Source organism: Kitasatospora kazusensis (assembly GCF_039529945.1).
In the GTDB taxonomy this organism is placed as follows: Bacteria; Actinomycetota; Actinomycetes; order Streptomycetales; family Streptomycetaceae; genus Kitasatospora; species Kitasatospora kazusensis.
Genome location: NZ_BAAANT010000012.1, coordinates 162,057 through 182,500 on the forward strand (window position 1 = coordinate 162,057; position 20,444 = coordinate 182,500).

Consider the following 20,444-nt stretch of genomic DNA (forward strand, 5'->3'; position numbering starts at 1 on the left):
CTCTCTCCCCTTACGGTCGGCTGTCGGACGCGGGCGCGGGCGCCGCTCTGCCGCCCTGGCTGGAGCAAGCCTGCAGCGGCCGGGCGGCTGCCGCCCGACACCCTACTCGACCGGCTCCCGGGAGCCCGGTCAAGGCAGGGCACACGGGGTCCGGCCTGGTCCCGTGGGTCCGCCGTCCGTCCGGACCGCGCGCTCGCGGACCGTCCGCGAGCGCGCGGGCGGTCGGCGTTGGACCATGGGAGGGGCCCGGGGACCCGTGATGCTCGGCAAGACCTTCAAGGGGCTCACCGACGAGCTGCTCGCCCGGCAGACCGGGCAGTTCCCGGCCCGGGAGGAGAGCCGCGAGGGACACGTCGTCCGGGTGCGCCCGGAGCTGGTGGTGGAGATCGCCTTCGACGGCCTCCAGCGCAGCCCCCGCTACCCGGCCGAACTCGCGCTGCGCTTCGCCCGGGTCGTGCGCTGTCGGACGGACAAGGTGTCGGCGGAGGCTGACACCATCACCACGGTAAGGGAGTTGGCCCGGCTCGCCGGGCCGGCACAGTCGGAGGAAGGGGACGGCTGATGGGCACCGCAGGACTCTCCCGGGCGCGACTCGACCGCCTGCACGACACCATGGCCGCGCACGTCGAGCACGGCGCACTGCCCGGCCTGGTCGCCCTGGTCGGCCGGGGCACCGACGTGCACGTCGAAGCGCTCGGCACCATGGCGGTCGGCGGCGCCGAGCCGATGCGGCGCGACACCCTCTTCCGGATCGCCTCGATGACCAAGCCGGTGACCGCCGCGGCCGCGATGATCCTGGTGGAGGAGTGCCGGCTGTGGCTGGACGATCCGGTCGACCCGCTGCTGCCCGAGCTGTCCGGCCTGCGGGTGCTGACCCGGCTGGACGCGCCGCTCGACGAGACCGTCCCGGCCGAGCGTCCGATCACCGTCCGCGACCTGCTGACCTTCCGGATGGGCACGGGGGCCGTGCTGGCGCCGCCCGGCCGGTACCCGATCCAGCGGGCGCTGGCCGAGGCCGGGCTCGCCCCGGGCGCGGAACCGCCCACGGTCGGGCCGGACGAGTGGCTGCGGCGGCTCGGCGCTCTGCCGCTGATCCACCAGCCGGGCACGGCGTGGATGTACCACACCGGCTCGGACGTGCTGGGCATACTCGTCGAGCGGGTCACCGGGGGCTCGCTGGGGGAGTTCCTGCGCGAGCGGATCTTCGAACCGCTCGGGATGCGGGACACCGCGTTCCACGTCCCGCAGGACCGGCGGCACCGGCTGGCCACCAGCTACCGGGCCGACCCCGCGACGGGTGAACTGGTGCCGCACGACGATCCGGCCGACAGCCGCTGGGGCGGCCCGCCCGCGCTCGAATCCGGCGGGGGCGGGCTGGTCTCCACCGTGGACGACTACCTGGCGTTCTGCCGGATGATGCTGGCCAAGGGCCGCCACGGCGGCGGACGCGTGCTGTCCCGGCCGTCGGTGGAGCTGATGACCAGTGACCATCTGACACCCGAACAGCGTTCCGGCGCCCGGGTGTTCTTCGGCGACACCCGGAGCTGGGGGTTCGGGGTCGGCGTCACCGTCCGCCGCGACAACCTCTGGGCGGTGCCCGGCCGGTTCGGCTGGGACGGCGGCCTCGGCACCTCCGGGTACTCGGACCCCGCCGAGGACCTGGTGGGCATCCTGATGACGCAGCGGCTGCTGAGCTCGCCCGAACCGCCCGCGCACGTCAGCGACTTCTGGACTTCGGCGTACCAGGCGATCGAGGACTGAGGCGGCGGCCCGGGCGGGCGCGGGCGGAACGGGCGGAACGGGCCGGGCGGGTGTCCGGCCGGTGGGGTCAGTCCCCGGCCGGGAGGCCGACCGGGTTCAGCAGGGGCAGTTCGGCGCGGCAGGCCGTCGCGATCGGCTTGAGGTCGGCGGCGAGCTGGTCGAGCTCGTCCCGGTGGAAGCCGGACCAGACCCGGGCGGCGGCCAGATCGGTGGCGGCTTCCAGGGCGTTGTGGCGGGCCCGGCCGGCGGGGGTGATGGTGCCGTCCGGGCTCAGCCAGCCGCGCGCCGTCAGCCGCTCGGTGGCGGTGTCCCACTCCTGGTCCGTCCAGCCCCGGTACTGCTGGAGCATCTCGCGCCGACTGTCCAGCGCGCAGCGCACCACCAGCGCCTCGCAGCCGGTCAGCCCCTCGGTGACCAGGGCTGCGACATGCCCGTCGCCACGGTGCTCGCGCAGCACCGTGGTGGCGTGCCAGAGCCGCGCCAACTGCCCCTCGGGGCGCGGGAGTACGGCGTTGGCGGAGGCGAGTACCCGGCCGGCGCAGTCCAGACCGTCGACGGCCCGCTCCAAGGTCGCCACCGAACGCTCGACCAGCTCCGGCTTGACCGTCACCAGCACCCGCTCCAGCGTCGCGGTCGCGCCCGCCACCCGGGCCGCCAACGCGGCCTCGGGGGTGGCGCGTTGCCACACGTCCGGCAGCGCCCGCTCGACCATCGCGGGTGCGAAGCTGAAGAACGCGGCGATCACCGGTGCCGCCTCCACCGGGCCCAACGGCGCCGACCGCCCGGCGAAGTAGCCGCGCCAGTAGCCGCGCAGCCCGGCCGCCTCGTACGCCGCCCGGCCCTCGGGCGAGAAGTAGGTCAGTGCGTGCACGGGCTCGAAGAGCCACCAGAGTGCTCGGGCGGGATGCACCAGCTCAGCCATCGGTCACCTCTCGGTCATGGTCACAGCGCCCACGACCCTAGCGCGCCACCGCCGTGACGTGGGTCACGGCCGGATCCCTGCCCGTACGCCGCGCACCGCACACCGTGCACGCGCCGCACGCCGCACGCCGTTCACGCGCCGCACTCCTCACGTGCCGCTCGGGCGCTGGTTGCTGCTCGTGCCTCGCGTACCGCTCACGCCCCGCGCTCACACCCCGCAGGTCGCAGGAGGGATGATGGGACCCAGGTGGCAGCTCCCGCCGCCCGCACCGAGCTGTGAGGTACCCGGAAATGGCGCAGATCAACCCCAGCATCCTGTCCGCCGACTTCGCCCGCCTGGCCGAGGAGGCCGAGGCGGTCCGAGGCGCGGACTGGCTCCACGTCGACGTGATGGACAACCACTTCGTCCCCAACCTGACGCTGGGCGTGCCGATCGTCGAGTCGCTCGCCCGGGCCACCGACATCCCGCTCGACTGCCACCTGATGATCGAGCAGCCCGACCGCTGGGCCCCGCAGTTCGTCGAGGCCGGCGCCGGGTCGGTCACCTTCCACGCCGAGGCCGCCGCCGCTCCCGTCCGGCTGGCACGCGAGATCCGGGCGAAGGGGGCCAGGGCCTCGATGGCGCTCAAGCCCGCCACCCCGATCGAGCCGTACGAGGACCTGCTGCCCGAGCTGGACATGGTCCTGATCATGACGGTCGAGCCCGGTTTCGGCGGCCAGGCGTTCCTGGACATCATGCTCCCCAAGATCCGCCGCACCCGTCAGCTGATCGACAAGCACGGGCTCGACCTCTGGCTCCAGGTCGACGGGGGAGTCTCCGCCGCGACCATCGAGCGCTGCGCCGAGGCGGGCGCCGACGTCTTCGTGGCCGGCTCGGCCGTGTACGGCGCCGCAGACCCGGCGGAGGCGGTCCGCGCCCTGCGCGCCCAGGCCGCGGCCGCGACGGCCGGCGCGCCGTGGGCCTGCGCGCACTGACGGGGGTGCCGGGCCGCCCTGTCGACGGACTGTGACAGGGCTGTGCCCGGACGCCGACCCGCCGTGCCGGGCCGCTCCGTACAGTGGTGGCTCGCCGTCCGAGGGGGAGTCATGAACAGAGCAGCCGAACGCGGTCCGGGCCGCCGGACACTGCTGCGAGCCGCAGCCGGCCTCGGCGGTCTGGCGGTGGTCGGCGCGGGCGCGAGCGCCGCGATGGCCGAGGACGTGCTGCCCGGCGGCGTCCGGCTGCGCCGGGCGCTCGGCATGACGGGGACGGACGGCACCGTCCCCCGGATCCCCGCCGGGCCGGTGCGCAGCACGGACCTCCACTCGGCGGCGCGCGGCACGACCGTCCGGATGATCACCATGCTGCCGCCCGGCGCCGGGCTGCGGGCCGCCGACCTCCCGGTCTGCGTCGCGCTGCACGGTCGAGGCGGTGACGCCCAGTCGATGGCGGACCTCGGGCTGCCGCAGTTCCTGGCCGCCGCCGTCGCGGCGGGCGCACCGCCGTTCGCCCTGGTGGCCGTGGACGGCGGAGCCGACACCTACTGGCACGCCCGGACACCCGCCGACGACCCGCAGCGGATGCTCGTGTCGGAGCTGCCGGGCTGGCTCGCCGCCCAGGGGCTGCGGACACCCGGCGGCGCACTCGGCATCTCGGCGGGCGGTTCGGGCGCCCTGCGCTACGCCCGCAACCGGGGCGCCGGCTTCGGTCCGGTGGCGCTGCTCAGCCCGGCGCTGTTCCGCAGCTGGCCGGACGCCAGGACGATCGACGGCTTCCGCGACGAGGCGGACTGGCGCGACCACGAGCCGCTGCTGCACCTGGGCGAGCCGCACGGCCGGCCGCTCGGCGTCTGGTGCGGCACCGAGGACCCGTTCTGCCCGGCGGCCCGGGTGCTGAGGGCGGGCGCGGCGGTGGCCCGCTTCCCGCGCGGGGAGCACACCGGCGGCTTCTGGCGGCGGATGCTGCCGGAGGCGGTGCCGTTCCTCGGGCACGCGCTCCAGGCCCTTCCGGCGCCAACTGCTTCGTGATCGGGTCCGGCTGACGGATGATCGTAGCGACGTCCCTTTCCGGCGGAGCGCGCGTACTACGGAGCACCCATGAGCAATCTCGACCTCAGGCCCACCCCGACCACCTGCGGCGGTGAGGCCGAGACCGGTCCGGTCCGCGAACTGCTGACCGGCCGTTCGGTGAAGCTCGGCGAGTCCACCGAGGTCCGCCGGCTGCTGCCGAACCTCGGACGGCGGATGGTCGGCGCCTGGTGCTTCGTCGACCACTACGGTCCGGACGACATCGCGGACGAGCCGGGCATGCAGGTCCCGCCCCACCCGCACCTCGGGTTGCAGACCGTCAGCTGGCTGCACGAGGGCGAGGTGCTGCACCGCGACAGCCTGGGCAGCCTGCAGACCGTCCGGCCGTACGAACTCGGCCTGATGACCTCCGGCCGGGCGATCTCGCACTCGGAGGAGTCCCCGCGCGAACACGCCCGGCTGCTGCACGGCGCCCAACTCTGGGTCGCCCTCCCGGAGGCCCACCGCCACACCGCCCCCACCTTCGAGCACCACGCCGCCCTGCCCACCGTCACCGCCCCCGGCCTGCACGCCACGGTCATCATGGGCACCCTGGACGGCGCCACCTCACCCGGCACGGCCCACACCCCCCTGGTCGGCGCCGACCTCGCCCTCCGCGAGGGCACCCAGACCCGCCTCCCCCTGGAACCCGGCTTCGAGTACGCCGTCCTGGCGATGACCGGCAGCGTCGACGTGGACGGCGTCCGCGTCGAGCCGGGCGCACTGCTCTACCTGGGCTGCGGCCGCCGCGAGCTGCCACTGCGGGCGCTCAGCGACAGCTCGGTGATGCTGCTCGGCGGCGAGCCGTTCGAGGAGAAGATCGTGATGTGGTGGAACTTCATCGCCCGGACCGACGAGGACATCAGGCAGGCGCGGGAGGAGTGGATGACCGGCACCCGCTTCGGTGAGGTGCACGGCTACGACGGTGACCGGCTGGCCGCTCCCGAGGTGCCCCAACTGCCCCTGAAGCCACGGGGAAGGGTGCGCTGACCTGGGGCTCTGCCCAAACGCCACCGGCGCGGCCGAAGCACCCTGATCCGCACCGACTCCGCCGGCGGTGCTCACGAATTCCTGAACTGGCTCACCACACGTGGCCGGTGGCTGTCCTACTCCGTCGGGATGACGATCACCGACGCCGTCCACCACGCTGTACTGCAGGTCCCGGCCCCGGCCCCGGCCTGGACCCTTGCGGTCGAACCCGACGGCCAGGTCCGCGACGGTGCCCGGGTTGCCGAACTGGCAGGTGATGTCCTGAACTGCTGGCCGGCGGGGATGCGGCTGGTCGTGCGCAGGGAACGGCCGTACCCCGATGCGCAGTTGAGGTTCACCGACGCTGACGGGATGACGGGCCCAAGCCTGCCGCTGGGAACCCGAACGCATGCGACTGCGGCTGTTTTCCGCTGCCGCCGCCCGCCTGGTCACCACCGACCGCCGCCGCATCCTGCGCTTGGTCCGCCACTGGTCCTGGACCGACGTGATCACCAGCGTCTTCGTCCGAATGCACGCCCTGCCGAACCCCGACTCAACAGCAACAACGACCCATCCCGACGAACCAACGACCGCCTCCGGAACCGTGGAACCCGGCGCACACCCGACGCGACAGCCGGGCCCTCGGTCCGCCCACCACCGCCCCGAAAAGCCGAAACGGCCCACCGGGAGAACTGACGGGCCCGTCACGAAGATCGAGGCTGGTTCGCGCACTCAACCCAAATCGGGAGTTCGACGAGACCGTTCATGACCGCAGTATCGTGGAAACGTAGCTCTGACGGCTCCACGGTCAGGCCGAAACTCGTTGTTCCCGAGAGAAACGCGCGCAGCGCCTGCGCCGCAATCAGACGTGTGACTGGAATACCCAGGCATGAATGCCGCCCGTGGCCGAACGTCAGGTGTTCGAAATCCAGACCGCGAGTGGGGTCGAACCTGTGAGAATCGGGAAGTGCTGATGTGTCCCTGTTGCAAACGTCCACCCCGATGACGAGCAGAGTACCTGCGGGAACTGCGTACTTGCCGATCACGGATGGCTCCTTGGTCATCCGATAGATCCCCCGCGCAATCGGGCTCGCGTACCGCTGCACCTCATGGACGAGGCCGGGCAGCAGAGTCTCGTCATCGCGTACGAGACTCTGAGTCCTCGGATCTTGTGCCAGGCAGAGGATTCCGTTCGTGATCAGTGCCGCCAACACCTCGACACCCGACAGGGCGAGCAGTCGAGTGTTCGCCGCAACCTGTCGATCGTCGAGAGAAGGTAGTTCCGCCATCAGGTCCGACACGAAGTCATCGGCGGGGTGAGCACGCCTGTCGCGCACCCAGTCGATGAGTGTGGCGTCAAGTTCGTGCACCGGGTATCCCTGGTAAACGGCGGTCCTCAGGGTCGAGACGAGTTTTTCGTCGAGTCCCAGCAATCGCGACATGACACTGTTGGCGATGGGCACGCCGATCGACGCGACCGCGTCGATCCTCCCCAGGGCGAGAGCGCTCGCGATCGAGTGTTGGACATCCCGGATCAGCTGGTCCGAGACATCGCGCACGCGAGTGTCGATGACCCTCCGAAGTGCGCGCCGTACGCGACGGTGCTCTTCCCCGTCGGTTTGGTTGACCGCGAAGACCATATCGGACGTCGAATCCGGATGCGACTCGGCGGGCTCGTCGAAAACGCTCGCCATGAGTTCGCCCGCACTGCCGTAGGTTTCGACGTCGGACAAGATGCGGGTGGCTTCGCGGTGATCGTTGACGAGCAGTCCCACTCCTGCCGATCCCATGCGCATCGGAACGACGGTAGCGGCTGGATCCGCCGGCCCTCGCGACAAAGTCCGCTCATCGAGTGTCTTGCGGAAGAGAATGTTGCCTTCAGACACACCAGACTCCTTGCCTTGCGGCAATACCCACACAGTGGTCGCCGGAGCGAAAGACGAGGTCGTGCAATTCAAGAGCGTGCAGACCGGGCGCCTCTACGGGGGTGATCGTGTGCCCCCAATGGATTTCGCCAAGAACGGCTGCCGCCGGTTCCTGGCGGTCGATATCGACGTGGCGACGGTCCCCGTAGCCTGTGTCCTCAACGGCTGGGAACGTCGGACCGCGCCGCTGCATCGAGCGGAGATTCACTGGCGTGAGGAGTCTTCGCCCGCTCGACCGCCGCTCTGCCGTCTGCTGCGTCACCAACGCAGTCCTGTCGCGAGCGCCAGATAGGTGGCGTCCTCATGAAAAACGATTCCGAGCTCCGTCCAGTTCTCGACGAGCTCTTCGAGCTGACCTTCCCGCACTGCAATCCCGAGTGAGCACATCGTGGAAGCCAGTGCAGGAAGCGTTTTGCCCTTGGCCAGTGCACGGTAGGCCTCGGTTTCGAGACCCGGTCGAAGCACCACCTCACGGGAGGGCCAGGCGGGCCGGTCGTCGACGACGACGAGCGAGTCGTCCGGCGCCGGCAGAGCGACCAGCCGGGAAATCGATGCGTTGGCCCTCCAGTTCGCGACGGCTTCGCGCAACATCTCACACGTCTCAGGTGAGATGCCGGCGGGCTCGGACTCGAACACGTAGACGAAATCATCGAGGTCGTCCACTACCCCCTCGTAAGCGCTCACCAGGTTGAGCGAGGGACCGAGAACCCGGAGGCCGAGTTCCGGATCGTCGAAGTAGGGGCTGAAGCGTTCCAGTTTGATCGGGAACACCCCGGCGGGCGGCGTCAGATGATGGAGGGACGGGAGCGAGTCGATCAACCCCGTGTAGTCGTGGTCATGCTCCCCGGGGAAACCCATGAGGATGTTCCACGACGGATAGATCCTGGATGTGGCACAGTCCCGTAGGAATCGCACGTTCTGCCACCCGGTAACCCCCTTGCGCATGATGCGTAGGATGGGTGTGCAGAGGCTCTCGACTCCCGGTTGTAGTTGCGTGAAACCGGCGCGCGCAAGGGACTCGAGTTGACTGAAATTGAGGTTCGACTTCACCTCGGCGAACAACCGGACGTCCCATTCGGCGGGCAGTGCCATATCCGTGGTCAGTCGAACGACATGGTCGGGCGCCAAGATGTTGTCAGAAAATACCAGGTCAAGCACATTGTGCCGACGGACAGCCCGGCCGGCCTCCGCTCGCACGCGCTCGGCGGGCTTTGCGCGATGGGTCATGGCCGACCCGTTCAAGCCGCAGAATGTGCAATGGTGTTTAGCGCCCCACCAGCATCCGCGGCTGGCCTCCAGAGGAATCTTGACATCGATGAGTTGAGCGGCCGGAGACTTCCGCAAATCGCGGAAATAGTGATCGTAGACGGGCTCCGGCACCTCGTTCATGGAGACGGGCTTCGGTCCGATGGGGTTGCTCACCGAGGCTCCGTCGATGGCGGACCGCCAGCACAGGCCGGGCACGGCACGCAGCAGTTCGTCATGCCTGTTCTCGTCACCGCTGCGACATCCTGCGATGTGGGCGACGAGTGGCGCGATCGAGCGCTCCGCCTCGCCCCGGATCACGTAGTCGAACTCCGCGCGAGCGCGGTGGACTGCCGTACCTTGAACGCCGTCGCAGTTCGCCCCGCCGAGAATCGTCACAACGCTCGGGTGCAACTCCTTGACGCGGTGCGCGAGCGCGAACGAGGCGATGTTCTGATCGAACGTCGTCGTCAACCCCAGGACATCGACACCTGACGTGACGAGATCCCGGGCCAACTCGTCGATGAAGGCGGGCGCCGCGCGGAACATCGCACAGTAGGCATCAATGTGCTCACTGTCGCTCACGAGGTCATAGAAACTCGTGTGGCGTGGGTCGATACCTGGGCGGAAACAGCTGGAGAAGACCCATTCGCCGACCCCGAACACTTCAGCATCGACGATCAGTTCGTAGTGTTCACGTTCGAGGCCCGCCTCCCGGACCAGGAAGTCGAGCCACCGGATATTGGCATAGACGACGTCGAGCTTTGCAACTTCTCCGCGCTGCTCGAACAACGGAGCGATCGTGCTCAGTGCCAGTGAGGGCATGTCGACCACGGCCCAGGGCATGCAGACCAACGCAACCGAAAGGGCATCCTCGTGCACGACCGGCGGGACTGGATCCAGCACCGGTCGGTTGTGCCCGATCTGCATCAATTCCACTTCGGCTCCTTATCGATTTCGGTCGGCGGGCTTCTCGGTCTCGGTGGTCACCCGCGCCCCTCGGAAGAGCACCGGGAGCCACAGGAGACATGCCAGCAGGGGGACCGCGGCGTAGGTGGCCATGCCCACACTGGAGCCCAACCCGTCCATGAGCGTGCCGAGGACGAGATAGCCGGTGCCGATGAGCGCCGACTCCACGAATGCGATCATCGACAGCAGGCTCGCCCGGTGGCGCGACGGCACTGCCTCGTGGAACACGTTGTCCACGAGCACGGCGGTGATCTCGGGAATTCCGACCAGGACCAGGAACGCGCCGACGGTGACCCAGACAAGGCCGAGGCCGCTGAGGCCGAGCGCCACGGCGAGCGTCAGGAGAGACACCGGGAGGATGACCCGGTACCCGATGCGCCGGTTCGCGCGGTCCGACAGCAAGGGAGTGAGTCCGCCGACGAAGAATCCCGCCGCTATGACCACGCTGACCAGTGCAGTGCTTGCTCCCTGATCGGAGAGGGTCTTCTGCGTGAAGATGATGTACGGCGTCAACGTCGCGTGCAGCAGCCCGGACACCACGACCAGCGTCACGAGCGCCGGCGTGGCGACCCGGAGCATCGCCCGCCAGGCTGTGGCGTCGCGGTGCCGCTCCTCGGCTCCGTCCTGCTCGTCCACCGCGTCCGAGCCGCGGATCTCGGGCACCCGTGACATCAGCACCACCACGGACAGGACGAGGCACGACGCCGAACCGACGTAGACGATTCCCCAGGAGAACCGCTGCAGTTGGCCGCCGAGGACGATGGCGACTCCCGAGGTGACCGTCCCGAGCATGGTGAACCGGGACCTGATCCTGACGTAGCCGGCCGTCGCGCCACGACGTACGAGCAGGTCGTACAGCAGGGCGGTGTCCGAACCGGAGACAAAGGCCATGCCCACGCCCTGGCCGATGAACAGCGCCAGGATCACCCAGTAGTCGGAGGACGTCACCTGACCGAGCAGGCATCCGGCTACCACCAGCTGGCCGATCACGATGCAGGCACGCCTGCCGATTCGGTCAGCGATGACTCCCGTCGGCAACTCCGCAAGTCCGCTGACCAGGTAGATCAGTGTCTGAAGGATGGCCACCTGTCCGGCGGAGAAGCCTCGGTGCAGAAGGTAGAGGACGAATACGCCACGCTGGAACAGCGAGTTGGCGAGCACGGCGTATACGTAGAACGGGCGCGTGACGGTTCGGACTGCATCGTCGACTGCAGCCGACCCGTCAAGGGCCTCCGTGGTGCCGGTCATGCTGCGGGCTCCCCCTGGTGACTCCGGTGATCATTGGTGTTGGGCCTCCGCCGTCGCCCGGAGCTCCAGTCCGTACTTCGCGCAGGACATCGGGCCGACCCTCCGGGAACCGTTGCCGGCGTCGCGGCCGTTCTCGGTGGAGGTCCCACGTGCTGGAACCCATGGCGTGCATCTCCTGGAAACGGTTGCGCACATCTTGGAGCCGGCGTGGGCGTGAGGTCGGGGAAATCCCGGATCTCGTCACTTGGTTCCCGGGAGGACGGCCGTGGGCGGCGACTGCGTCCTGTGAGGGTACCGGAGCCCTGGTCGGCTCGTCGGCGAGTTCGGTGACCGCCCGGAAGCAGGATTTCCGCCGTCCTGAAGCGGACGAAGCACTCAGAGCGTGTTTGAGATCTGGCTTCGTCCGCCCGAAGAAGGGCTGGCCGAGCGGGACTTGGTGCGTGCGAGCGCAGGGCGGACGGCCTCGTTCGTACGGGAGGTACGGGCGCGGCGTTCCAACGTAGTGAGGGCGCGTGCCAGGCCCCGTTCGGCAGGAGGCAGATCTCGAACGCGCTCTCAGACACACCAGATCCCCTGGCGCACGGGAAGACCCACACAGTAGTCACCGGAAGAGAAAGCCAAGCCGTCCAGTGTGAGGCTGTGAATGACGGCCCGCTCCACGGTCGTGATCTCACGTTCCCAGTCGACGGTCTCGAAAACGTTCGCCTCGGGTGTGGAACGGTCGATGACGATGCGTCGGCGGGAACCCAGACGCGTGTCGTCGACGGAGATGACCGTCGGACCGCGCCGTGCGAGGAGCTGCGCATCAGCTCGTGGCGGCCATACGAAAGTGCCGTCAGGCCGACGCGGCGGATCGAGGTGCTGGAGGCATCGGACGTCGAGGTCGCCGCATTCGCCACTCCACAAGACCCGCAGGCCGACGCCGCGCGCGTCGCGCAGCAGTGCGATCAGGGCGACGAGATCGCGATCGGACATGGACGGCATGACGTGATGTCCGGACAACCGCACTCCGGCGTAACCCGTTCGCACCAGGGAGACGAGGTCTGCCCGACTGCCGACGGAACGGAATTCCATCGTCGCGAGCAGGTGCCGACGGCTCGACCGCGGGTGTGCTGTCGGCGGGGTCACCAGCGCAGTCCCGTCGCGGGTGCCAGGTAGAGTGCGCCCTCCTCCACCACCGGCGGACTCGGCTCCTGCTCCGGTCGGACATGCCCGATCTGTAACAACTCCACTCCGCCTCCTGTCACCGGCTCGACCTCATTCACTTACCAGCTCACGGGCATTTCCTTGACGCCGTACCCGAGCCCGTCGTCCATGAACGGGAGGTCGCCGAGGTCGACGGCCAAGGCCAGTGTCGGAATGCGCCGGAACAAGGCGGCGAACACGACCTGGAGTTCCAGGCGGGCCAGCGGTTGGCCGGTGCACTTGTGCACACCGAACCCGAAGGCGAGATGCCGGCCGGCATCGCGGCGCAGGTCCAGCACCCCGGCACCGGGGAACACGCTTTCGTCGCGGTTGCCGATCTCCTCCGGGAGGATCAGACCCTCGCCGGCTCGGATCAGCTGCCCGGCGATCTCGATGTCCTCCACGGCCACGCGGCGACGGCCGGGCTGAACGGTGGTCAGGTACCGCAGCAGCTCGTCGACGGCCGCAGCGACCTCGGGGCCGTCGGCGTCCTTCAGCACGGCGATTTGGTCGGGATGGAGCAGCAAGGCCAGCGTGCCCAGCGCAATCATGCTGGCCGTGGTCTCGTGCCCCGAGACCAGCAGGAACAGGACCAGCATCACCAGCTCGTGCCGGTTCAGCTGGCCGGTGGCCAGCCGTTCGGTGGCCAGCTGGGACAGCAGGTCGTCATCGGGGTCATCGAGCTTGCGGCCGATCAGCTGAGCCAGGTAGCGATACAGCTCGCCCCCGGACTTGCTCACGACATCGTCCGGAACGTCGCTGCTGGTCACTGTCCTGATGGCGCGATGGAAGAAGTCGTGGTCCTCGTACGGGACGCCGAGCACGTGGCAGATGACCATGGACGGGATCGGCAGGGCGAACGCCGCCACGAAATCCGCCGGCTTCGGGCCGGCCAGCAGAGCATCGATGTGGTCGTCGACGACTTGCTGGACGGTGGGCCGCAGTTGCTCGACGATGCGGGGGGTGAACGGCCGGGCGATCATCCGACGCAGCCGGAGGTGCTCGGGGCCTTCCATGGCGGTCAGGAACTGGCCCTCTTCATGGTGATCCTGCAGAAACTGACTGTGGAACGGGTAGCCCGACTGCATCCAGTCCGCGCTGACCCGGCGGTCCGACAGCAGCGCGCACTGCTCCGCATGCCTCGTCACCAGCCACGGAGTGCTGCCGTCCCAAAGCCGAACTCGGACCAGCGGTGCCCGTTCCTGCAGTGCGGCGAGCTCAGGTGCCGGATCCAGCGGACAGCCGGGCGCCCTGGGAATCGGAAAGAACGGGACCGCCGTGGATTCCAGATCAGAAACATCGGCCTGCGAAGACGTCACAATCCTAGCTCCGTCCCGAATGTCACATAACGGAAGAAACCGGTTTCGCTGAACGGAGTGATCGCCGAATCGGCTTCCGCGGCCTGCGGATTCCGGCGCCTTGATCTTTTTGCGCCACATGGCGGGAAGCCATCCACGTTCAACCCTTGTCCGCCGAAGGTGAGCAGCATCGAGCTGCGACCTCTCTGCTTGGCACCGTGCCGGACCGTCAGCAGCCTACCCAGACTCGATCAAGTCCTACAAGGGGCGGGGGAAAGGTCCGGCGTCCGTCGGTCGGCGGACATCGGGGCACGTACGCGATGCGGGAGTTCGTGCACGCGAGCCCCTGCCGGAACCGCACGGGCCGTCAGCAGTTCCTGCCCCGCGAAATTCCCCCGTCCGGAGCGGTGGAGTGCTACTTCTCCCTCCGGGGTGACGAGGGCCCCAGGTCCGGGGGGAGTCACGTTCACCAGTTTTGATCATGGGATGCCCCGGTGAGGGGATGACGTTCTTGCACGGTGGACGGTGGATTCGATCATCCAGCGGTGGATGCGCGCGATCTGTTGGGCGTACGGGAACAGCAGGTCATCGACGCCGGCGACCTCTACCTCGGGTACTTCCTCGCGGCCGTGGAGACGCCCTCGTGATCTTCCGTACCGGAAGCCTGAGGAACTCACATCGTCGCAGGCCACAGGGTGCTTCCTCATTCCCGGCAACATCATTTCCGCACAGTGACCAATAGATCGTGGATCAAGTGTTGCGCCGGACAACGTGGAACTTCCTATTGACGGGGCATCAAGGACCCTATTAGATGAAGCTGCTGGTGCCAGTCAAGGCGAAGAGGAGACAACGATGACGCAGGAAGTGCAAGAACGTCCGGTGATCGTGATGAACGAGGCGGAGCCGAGCATGGTGCTCTTCTCCGACGAGGAAGGTCTCGACCTCGCCGATGACGTCGAGCTGATCACTCTGTCGTCGGCTACTTTGGGTGCCATCGTTTCGCGGCGCTGCTGATCGCATCCGATGCCGACCCCGATACGACTGGCCCTCTCGTTCGCAGGGGAGGGCCAGGTGTCGGTTCGAGCGTCCACGCAGAGTGCTCGCGTGACGCTCGGCCGGCCCTTGATCAATGCCGACATCAATTCTCCGTTCTTCGTTCCTCTCGGACTGCTCTGCATTGCCTCACCGCTGATGGCGCACGGTCATCCCACCGTCGTCGTCGATCTGGAGTACGAGCACCGGATCGGTGCCTTCGAGCCCGGTGACGCCGACTGGCTCGACCGGACCTGTGCTCGTCTGCTCGCCGCCGATCCCGACATTCTCGGCCTCACCTGTCTCGCGGACACCCTCCCGGCATGCCTTCTCATCGGGCGTCAGGTCAAGCGGCTGCGGCCCGGTGTCACGGTGGTTCTCGGTGGACCCGGGACGTTCGGTGTCTTTCCCGATGCCCTCCCGCGCTTCGCCGACTGCGTCGACTTCGTGTGCCGCGGTGAGGGAGAGCTCGCGATCACCGCTCTCGCGGACGCCATTGCCGACGGGGCCGATCCCGCCGAGGTGCGCGGCTTCTGGTCGTGCAAGAACGGCAAGTCCGTGTCCACCGGGCCTCAGCCGACCACGAACCTGAACCTGGTGCCGATGCCCGCGTACGACGCCGTCCCGATGGGCGACTACATCCGGCTCTCGACCCCGCACATCTTCGACGTGCACATCGGCTCCGGGTGTACCTATTCGTGCAAGTTCTGCATGACGTCGACGTTCTGGGACCGTGACTTCCGGATCAAGGATCCCGCGGTCATCCTCGATGAGCTTCGCTTCCTGCACCGCACCTATGGGGTGACCCAGTTCAACTTCCTGCACGACAACTTCGCCAACAAGCGCACGTATCTCGACGAGTTCATTTCCTATTTCTCCGAGCACAATGACATGTTCGAGTGGGGCTGCGCGGTCCGACCGGACAATGTCAACCCGTCCCTTCTGCGGGGCATGGCCGACGCGGGATGCTTCAACATCTTCTGCGGCACGGACGCGGGGTCGGAGAAGATTCTCAAGTCCATGCTGAAGATGCCCTCGACGAAGCGGACCTACGAGTTCTTCCGGTCCGCCCAGGAAGTCGGCATCCAGTTCGAGACGAACACGATCGTAGGATACCCGGACGAGAACGCCGAAGACCTGGAGAAGTCATTGGAGGTCGTCTTCGACGCGATCGCCTACGGTGCCGTCAGCAGTGACCTCAGTGTGCTCCAGCCGCTTCCCGGCGCTGAGATCACAGATGAGTACCGGGCTGAACTCGAACCGCTCGAGAGCGGACTCGACGCCATGGGGACTTTCCTCCCGTCGGATGTCCGGGCGCTCATCAGGGACGATGCGGCGACCTTCACCGGATTCAGCTTCATTCGCAGCGGGAATCGGAACTACGAATACTATCAGGACGTGTTGCGCCTTTCGCGGTACTTCACACGCCGCTACTACCACCTGCTGCGATTCCTCAAGCAGGGCGCGGGGCTCACGTACGTTGAACTCATCGACGCACTGATCGAGCGGGCTGCCATGCCCATCGAGGAAGCGCTCGCTGAGATTCTGGCGCACATGGAGGGCGTGCACGCGCAAGCCGCCAGGGCGCTGTTCACCTACGACTCGATGCTTGCGGAGTTCCGGGGGGACGAGGTCGAGGAAGAGCTCGTCAACGTGTACCGGGAGCCCGCCACCGCAGGGGAGAAGCCGCATTTCCTGATCGTGGACCTCGATGTCGACGTCGTCACGATGATTTCCGACCCGCGCGAAATCACCTGGAAGCCGGAGTTGAGCCGTCCGACCGTCGTGGTCGTGTATCGCGTGAGCGAGGCAGAGGTGTCGACTCTCCGCCTGACGCCGGCGCAGGCCAAGGTGTTCAGGGCCCTCATGCCGCGCGAGCGGGGAGAACGCGAAGCTCTCCTCGCGAATTTCGCCCCCGGCCGGCTGCGCGAGGTCGCGACGGCGGTGGCACGGTTGTGTGCCCAGATCGACGCCTCGCCGGACGCCCCCGGACAGGCGCCTCCGGTGGCCGACAGCCATCTCCTGACCACGTGAGCGTGACGCGCCCCGTCATCGTCGAGGTGGACGACGATCCGATTCGATGGCACGGGCCCACGGGAGGCGACTACCTGAGCCGTTGGTTCGCCGCGGCGAGCCAATGCAGCCGGCTCGATCTCGTCCGGGTCGCGGACGACGGGCTGAGCCAGCACTACCGTGTCGGGAAGGGCGCGTCCTTCTCCGACGGGAGCCCGGTGCGTGCGCGCGATCACGCCCGGGCGATCCGGACCGCGTTGACGGTTCCGTCGCTCCAGCGGTTCCTGCTCGACATCCGCGCGGTCCGCACATCGAAGGACGCGCTCGTCATCGAGCTCCGCCGCCAGGCGCCGCACCTTCCGAGCCTGCTCCGGAGCGTCGATCTCGCTCCGATCTCGTCGTGCGGGCAACTGTCCTCCGGCGCGTACGAGCGTGCCGTGCGCACCGCCGATGACGAGTACTGGCTCGAACCCGTCAAGGCCGGCACGCCACCTGTGCGGGTGCTCGTCCGCCACGATCCGCACGACGCCCCGGCGAGGTTCCTGCGAGGCGAGGTCGATGTGACGTGCGCGACCGCGTTTCCGCTCGACCGTGTCCAGCACTTCGCGGACAGCCGGGTGTTCCACACGGCACCGACCGCGATCGAGATGCGTCTGGAGATCACCCCCGGCAGCCCGTCGGCGGTGGGCGACGCGGAGTTCCGCCGCCGGCTCCTCGGCGCGATTCGCTATGACCGCCTTGTCGCACGGTGCTGGAACGGTGTGGAGGCGGCAGCGCCCGACCACCACGTCGAGGCACCGCCCAGCACCGTCGGCTCCGGTGAACGGCTGCGCTTGGGGTACTGGGACTACTATCCCAACCTGGTCGTGGCCGAAGAGGTCGCGGCTCAGCTGACCGAGAACCTCGGTGTCGAGGTCGAGCTGGCACCCGCCGACTTCGTCTCGGGCTCGGCGCAGTCCTTCGACATGCTCCTCGCGTTGCGGGGCCCGCTCTTCGAGGATCCGATCTGTGCTCTGGACCTGCTCGACCCGGCGCGCCGTGACCCTGTCCTCGCGCCGCTGCTGCGTCGGCTGTCCGAAGTCCCGGACGACGATGCCGCGTGCGACGAGCTGCGTCGAGCGGTCCGCGAGCAGTGTCCGGTCGTGCCGCTCCTGCGTCTGCGAGGCCACTGGCTGCAGCGCGAGGCACTGGCAGGTCGGCCCTGGCCGTCGATGGACGCTGTGCGCTTCCCCCGGTTCAGCTGGAGCGCCGATTCTCCATGATTTTCGTCGAACGGTGATCTCGCCACGAAGGAAGGCCGGGGATGGCTGACGGAATCGACCGCTACGTTCTCTCGCCTGCGGCGACCTGGTCCCGCGACGGCGACGAGCTGCGCGTTTTTTCCGACGAGGTACTGCTGGTCCGACACTGCCCTGAATCGATGTTCGAATGGTTCGAAGCGGTCTCCGACGAGCCGGCCGGCCTCCCGGCGCCGAGCGGGAGCCACGTGGACGCCATCGTGCGTACGCTTCTCCGGCTTCGCCTCGTAGTCGCACCGTTCGACCGTTCGTGGCACTCGTCCGCTTGGAGGAACCAGGTCGAGTACTTCGCGGCCTTGGGCCTGGATGCCGGCGCGGCACAGGAGCGGCTGCGCGCGGCGCACGTGACCGTTCTCGGCATCGGCGGCATCGGCGGCGCGGTGCTGGCCGAGATCGTGGGTGCGGGGGTGGGCGGGCTCACCCTCGTGGACGGCGACCGGGTCGCGCTGGAGAACTTGAACCGCCAATATCTCTACCGGCGTTGTGACGTCGGACGGGCCAAGGTCGATGCGGCCCGCGAGTGGGTGTGTGAGCGCCTCCCCGAAGCGGAGCCGACCGCTGTCATGGAAACCATCACGACCAGCGAGGCGTTGGTGCCGTACCTGCGCGAAGGCGGGTTCCTCGTTGTCGCGGCCGACCGTCCTGCATCGCTGCCGGAACTGTGCGCTCAAGCCTGTCTTGAGCGCGGAGCTTCGATGATCACGGGAGGCTGCGGCCTCCGAGTAGGGTCGAGTGGTCCGCTGATCCGGCCCGCCGATGTCCCGGCCTTCATCGCGTCACGCCAAGAGGCCAAGGCCATGGCCGGAGCCGCGGTCACACCGATGGCGGCCTCGTTCGGCCCGGTCAATACGCTGGTGGGCGCGACGATGGGCCGTGATCTCATCTTCGGCATACTCGGTGTGAGCGCCCGAACGACTTCGCACCGCGTCCAGCTGCTGGGGGCGGATTCGACCTGAGAGCGCGGAAGGTGAGCTCCGGCCTCGATGCCGGCAAGCAGCGCAACACCGCCGGACGATGCATCAACCGCCCGAAGAACAGGCGAGGCCCGGCGACCTGTCACGGGAAGACCGCCACCGCCTTCCGCGCCGGACCCACATCGCGGGCACCCTCATCCGATCGCCCCGCCGATCCGAAAGAAACGGCCCGGCCACCCACCCCGGACGGCCTACACCTCGGGGTGTCGCACCCCCGCACGCCGTACGCGTGCGCACATCATGCACCATGACGCGTACCCGGACCGCCCTGTTCTGCGCCGCCACCACTCTGCTCGCCGCCGCGGCCCTCCCCGGCGCCGCAGCCGCCGTCACCACCCCCACCCCGCGGGAGGCACAGCCCTGTGTCCGCTCGCCGCACCCGGTCGACGGCCCGGGCAGCCGGGTGCTGGAAACCGTGCGCCGGGCGAAGAAGGACCTCGACCTCAAATCCGTTCTGGTGCGGGTCACCGTGGACGGCCACGAGCTGGTGACCGACGCCTTCGGCGAGTCGATGACCGGCGTGCCGGCCGAACCCGGCATGCACTTCCGCGCGGGCTCGGTGGTCTTCCCCTTCATGACCGTCACGCTGCTCCAGCTGGTCGAGCAGGGCGTGGTGGGGCTCGACGACCCGGTCTCCCGCTGGCTGCCCGACCTGGAGCACGGTGACCAGATCACCCTGCGGATGCTCGGCGACACCACCTCGGGCCTGCACGACTACGTCACCGACCCCCGGTTTGTGGCAGAGGTGGAGGCAGAGCCGTTCCGCCACTGGACTCCCGAGGACCTGGTCGGGATCGCCACCGGACACCCGCTCTGGTACGCGCCCGGTACCAACTGGAGCTACTCGCACGCCAACTTCGTGCTCCTCGGCGCAGCCCTGGAGAAGATCACCGGAACCCGGCTCGACCAGCTGCTGGAGCAGCACGTCACCGGCCCGCTCGGCCTGCACGACACCCGGAACAGCTTCACCCCCGACATCCCCACCCCCGTCCTGCACGCGTTCACCGCCGAACGCGGCACGTACGAGGAGTCGACCTTCTGGAACCCGTCGTGGACCACCGGACCCGGCGCCGTGATCACCACTCACATCTGTGACCTGGCCCGCTCGGCCGAGGCCATCGGCAGCGGCGAGCTGCTCTCGCCGAGCAGCTTCCGCACCCAGCTGAACCCCGGCACGGTCGGCCTCGGCGGACCGACGGCGGACTGTCCGCCGACCGCCTGCCTGCCCGACTTCAACACCGAGTCGACCCACTTCGGGCTCGGTCTGATCGTCGCCCACGACTGGGTGGTGGAGAACCCGTCGTTCTCCGGCTACGCGGCGATCGAGGCCTACTACCCCGAGCAGCGGGTGGCGATCGCGGTGGCCACCACGAAGAACTGCGACACCCCGGACGGGAACACCGCCGAGGTTGTCGCCAAGCAGATCTCGGCGCTGCTGGTGCCCGGTCACCCGCTGACCTAGGCCCAATGCTGGTGACTTTAGGTTGTTCTTGGCTGGGTGATGGTGGCTGTTGTCGCTTCTGGTGGTGGCCAGTTGCGGTGGTGGGCACGTTTGAGGGG

At 68.5% G+C, this 20,444-nt stretch carries 15 protein-coding genes and 2 pseudogenes; 11 read left to right on the forward strand and 6 right to left on the reverse strand.

Features of this window, described 5'->3' with window-relative positions; all coding sequences use genetic code 11:
* Nucleotides 1–241 precede the first annotated feature (241 nt).
* A pseudogene (locus ABD330_RS13585) lies at nt 242–562 on the forward strand (ATP dependent DNA ligase); the annotation flags it as partial.
* Entirely contained in the window at nt 562–1,761 is a 1,200-nt protein-coding gene (locus ABD330_RS13590) for a serine hydrolase domain-containing protein (protein ID WP_344464476.1), read from the forward strand. The pseudogene ABD330_RS13585 and the gene ABD330_RS13590, both read left to right, overlap by 1 nt.
* 67 nt (nt 1,762–1,828) lie before the next feature.
* Here the strand turns inward: ABD330_RS13590 and ABD330_RS13595 are convergent, their stop codons facing one another.
* Complete coding sequence (locus ABD330_RS13595; protein ID WP_344464478.1) at nt 1,829–2,683, reverse strand: SCO6745 family protein; 855 nt, start codon at nt 2,681–2,683, stop codon at nt 1,829–1,831.
* 290 nt (nt 2,684–2,973) lie between these two features.
* Here ABD330_RS13595 and rpe point away from each other — a divergent pair, with 290 nt between their 5' ends.
* From rpe to ABD330_RS13615, 4 genes and pseudogenes are all read left to right on the forward strand, one after another.
* Nucleotides 2,974–3,657, forward strand: coding sequence for a ribulose-phosphate 3-epimerase (rpe, locus tag ABD330_RS13600; protein WP_344464480.1), 684 nt, complete (start codon nt 2,974–2,976; stop codon nt 3,655–3,657).
* 111 nt (nt 3,658–3,768) lie between these two features.
* Entirely contained in the window at nt 3,769–4,689 is a 921-nt protein-coding gene (locus ABD330_RS13605; RefSeq protein ID WP_344464482.1) for an alpha/beta hydrolase, read from the forward strand.
* A gap of 69 nt (nt 4,690–4,758) precedes the next feature.
* Complete coding sequence (locus ABD330_RS13610; protein ID WP_344464484.1) at nt 4,759–5,718, forward strand: pirin family protein; 960 nt, start codon at nt 4,759–4,761, stop codon at nt 5,716–5,718.
* Between the two features lie 9 nt (nt 5,719–5,727).
* Nucleotides 5,728–6,466 (forward strand): annotated as a pseudogene (locus ABD330_RS13615) (transposase); the annotation flags it as partial.
* On the opposite strand, the gene ABD330_RS13620 reads toward ABD330_RS13615, so the two are convergent.
* The 5 genes from ABD330_RS13620 to ABD330_RS13640 form a co-directional block, all read right to left on the reverse strand.
* Complete coding sequence (locus ABD330_RS13620) at nt 6,402–7,583, reverse strand: cytochrome P450 (protein ID WP_344464486.1); 1,182 nt, start codon at nt 7,581–7,583, stop codon at nt 6,402–6,404. The pseudogene ABD330_RS13615 and the gene ABD330_RS13620 sit on opposite strands and share 65 nt — an antisense overlap.
* Nucleotides 7,584–7,880: 297 nt before the next feature.
* Nucleotides 7,881–9,797 (reverse strand): RiPP maturation radical SAM C-methyltransferase, encoded by a 1,917-nt coding sequence (locus ABD330_RS13625; protein WP_344464510.1) that lies wholly within the window; start codon nt 9,795–9,797, stop codon nt 7,881–7,883.
* Nucleotides 9,798–9,815: 18 nt separating this feature from the next.
* Nucleotides 9,816–11,084 (reverse strand): MFS transporter, encoded by a 1,269-nt coding sequence (locus ABD330_RS13630; protein WP_344464488.1) that lies wholly within the window; start codon nt 11,082–11,084, stop codon nt 9,816–9,818.
* Between the two features lie 555 nt (nt 11,085–11,639).
* Nucleotides 11,640–12,158 carry a DUF5825 family protein gene (locus ABD330_RS13635; protein ID WP_344464490.1) on the reverse strand — a complete coding sequence of 173 codons (519 nt, stop codon included), beginning with the start codon at nt 12,156–12,158 and terminating at the stop codon, nt 11,640–11,642.
* A gap of 191 nt (nt 12,159–12,349) precedes the next feature.
* A complete protein-coding gene (locus ABD330_RS13640) occupies nt 12,350–13,588 on the reverse strand; it encodes a cytochrome P450 (RefSeq protein WP_344464492.1) in 1,239 nt (412 codons plus the stop codon).
* An 831-nt stretch (nt 13,589–14,419) separates the two neighbouring features.
* Here ABD330_RS13640 and ABD330_RS13645 point away from each other — a divergent pair.
* The 5 genes from ABD330_RS13645 to ABD330_RS13665 all read left to right on the forward strand — a co-directional run bounded on the left by ABD330_RS13645 (nt 14,420) and on the right by ABD330_RS13665 (nt 20,346).
* On the forward strand, nt 14,420–14,581 hold the full coding sequence (locus tag ABD330_RS13645) for a hypothetical protein (protein ID WP_344464494.1): 162 nt from the start codon (nt 14,420–14,422) through the stop codon (nt 14,579–14,581).
* Between the two features lie 90 nt (nt 14,582–14,671).
* Nucleotides 14,672–16,633, forward strand: coding sequence for a B12-binding domain-containing radical SAM protein (locus tag ABD330_RS13650; RefSeq protein ID WP_344464496.1), 1,962 nt, complete (start codon nt 14,672–14,674; stop codon nt 16,631–16,633).
* Nucleotides 16,630–17,874: a hypothetical protein gene (locus ABD330_RS13655; protein ID WP_344464498.1), complete on the forward strand. Its 1,245-nt coding sequence runs from the start codon at nt 16,630–16,632 to the stop codon at nt 17,872–17,874. Before ABD330_RS13650 ends, ABD330_RS13655 begins: the two co-directional genes overlap by 4 nt.
* A gap of 41 nt (nt 17,875–17,915) precedes the next feature.
* Nucleotides 17,916–18,866, forward strand: coding sequence for a ThiF family adenylyltransferase (locus ABD330_RS13660; protein WP_344464500.1), 951 nt, complete (start codon nt 17,916–17,918; stop codon nt 18,864–18,866).
* Nucleotides 18,867–19,131: 265 nt separating this feature from the next.
* Nucleotides 19,132–20,346 (forward strand): serine hydrolase domain-containing protein, encoded by a 1,215-nt coding sequence (locus tag ABD330_RS13665; protein WP_344464502.1) that lies wholly within the window; start codon nt 19,132–19,134, stop codon nt 20,344–20,346.
* Nucleotides 20,347–20,444 lie beyond the last annotated feature (98 nt).

Excerpts from the sequence above, each read along its gene's own strand:
- ABD330_RS13630 (WP_344464488.1), bottom strand. The coding sequence starts at position 11,084 with ATGACCGGCACCACGGAGGCCCTTGACGGGTCGGCTGCAGTCGACGAT.
- ABD330_RS13590 (WP_344464476.1), top strand. The coding sequence starts at position 562 with ATGGGCACCGCAGGACTCTCCCGGGCGCGACTCGACCGCCTGCACGAC.
- ABD330_RS13665 (WP_344464502.1), top strand. The coding sequence starts at position 19,132 with ATGACGCGTACCCGGACCGCCCTGTTCTGCGCCGCCACCACTCTGCTC.
- ABD330_RS13595 (WP_344464478.1), bottom strand. The coding sequence starts at position 2,683 with ATGGCTGAGCTGGTGCATCCCGCCCGAGCACTCTGGTGGCTCTTCGAG.
- rpe (WP_344464480.1), top strand. The coding sequence starts at position 2,974 with ATGGCGCAGATCAACCCCAGCATCCTGTCCGCCGACTTCGCCCGCCTG.
- ABD330_RS13605 (WP_344464482.1), top strand. The coding sequence starts at position 3,769 with ATGAACAGAGCAGCCGAACGCGGTCCGGGCCGCCGGACACTGCTGCGA.
- ABD330_RS13645 (WP_344464494.1), top strand. The coding sequence starts at position 14,420 with ATGACGCAGGAAGTGCAAGAACGTCCGGTGATCGTGATGAACGAGGCG.
- ABD330_RS13660 (WP_344464500.1), top strand. The coding sequence starts at position 17,916 with ATGGCTGACGGAATCGACCGCTACGTTCTCTCGCCTGCGGCGACCTGG.
- ABD330_RS13610 (WP_344464484.1), top strand. The coding sequence starts at position 4,759 with ATGAGCAATCTCGACCTCAGGCCCACCCCGACCACCTGCGGCGGTGAG.
- ABD330_RS13625 (WP_344464510.1), bottom strand. The coding sequence starts at position 9,797 with ATGCAGATCGGGCACAACCGACCGGTGCTGGATCCAGTCCCGCCGGTC.
- ABD330_RS13635 (WP_344464490.1), bottom strand. The coding sequence starts at position 12,158 with ATGGAATTCCGTTCCGTCGGCAGTCGGGCAGACCTCGTCTCCCTGGTG.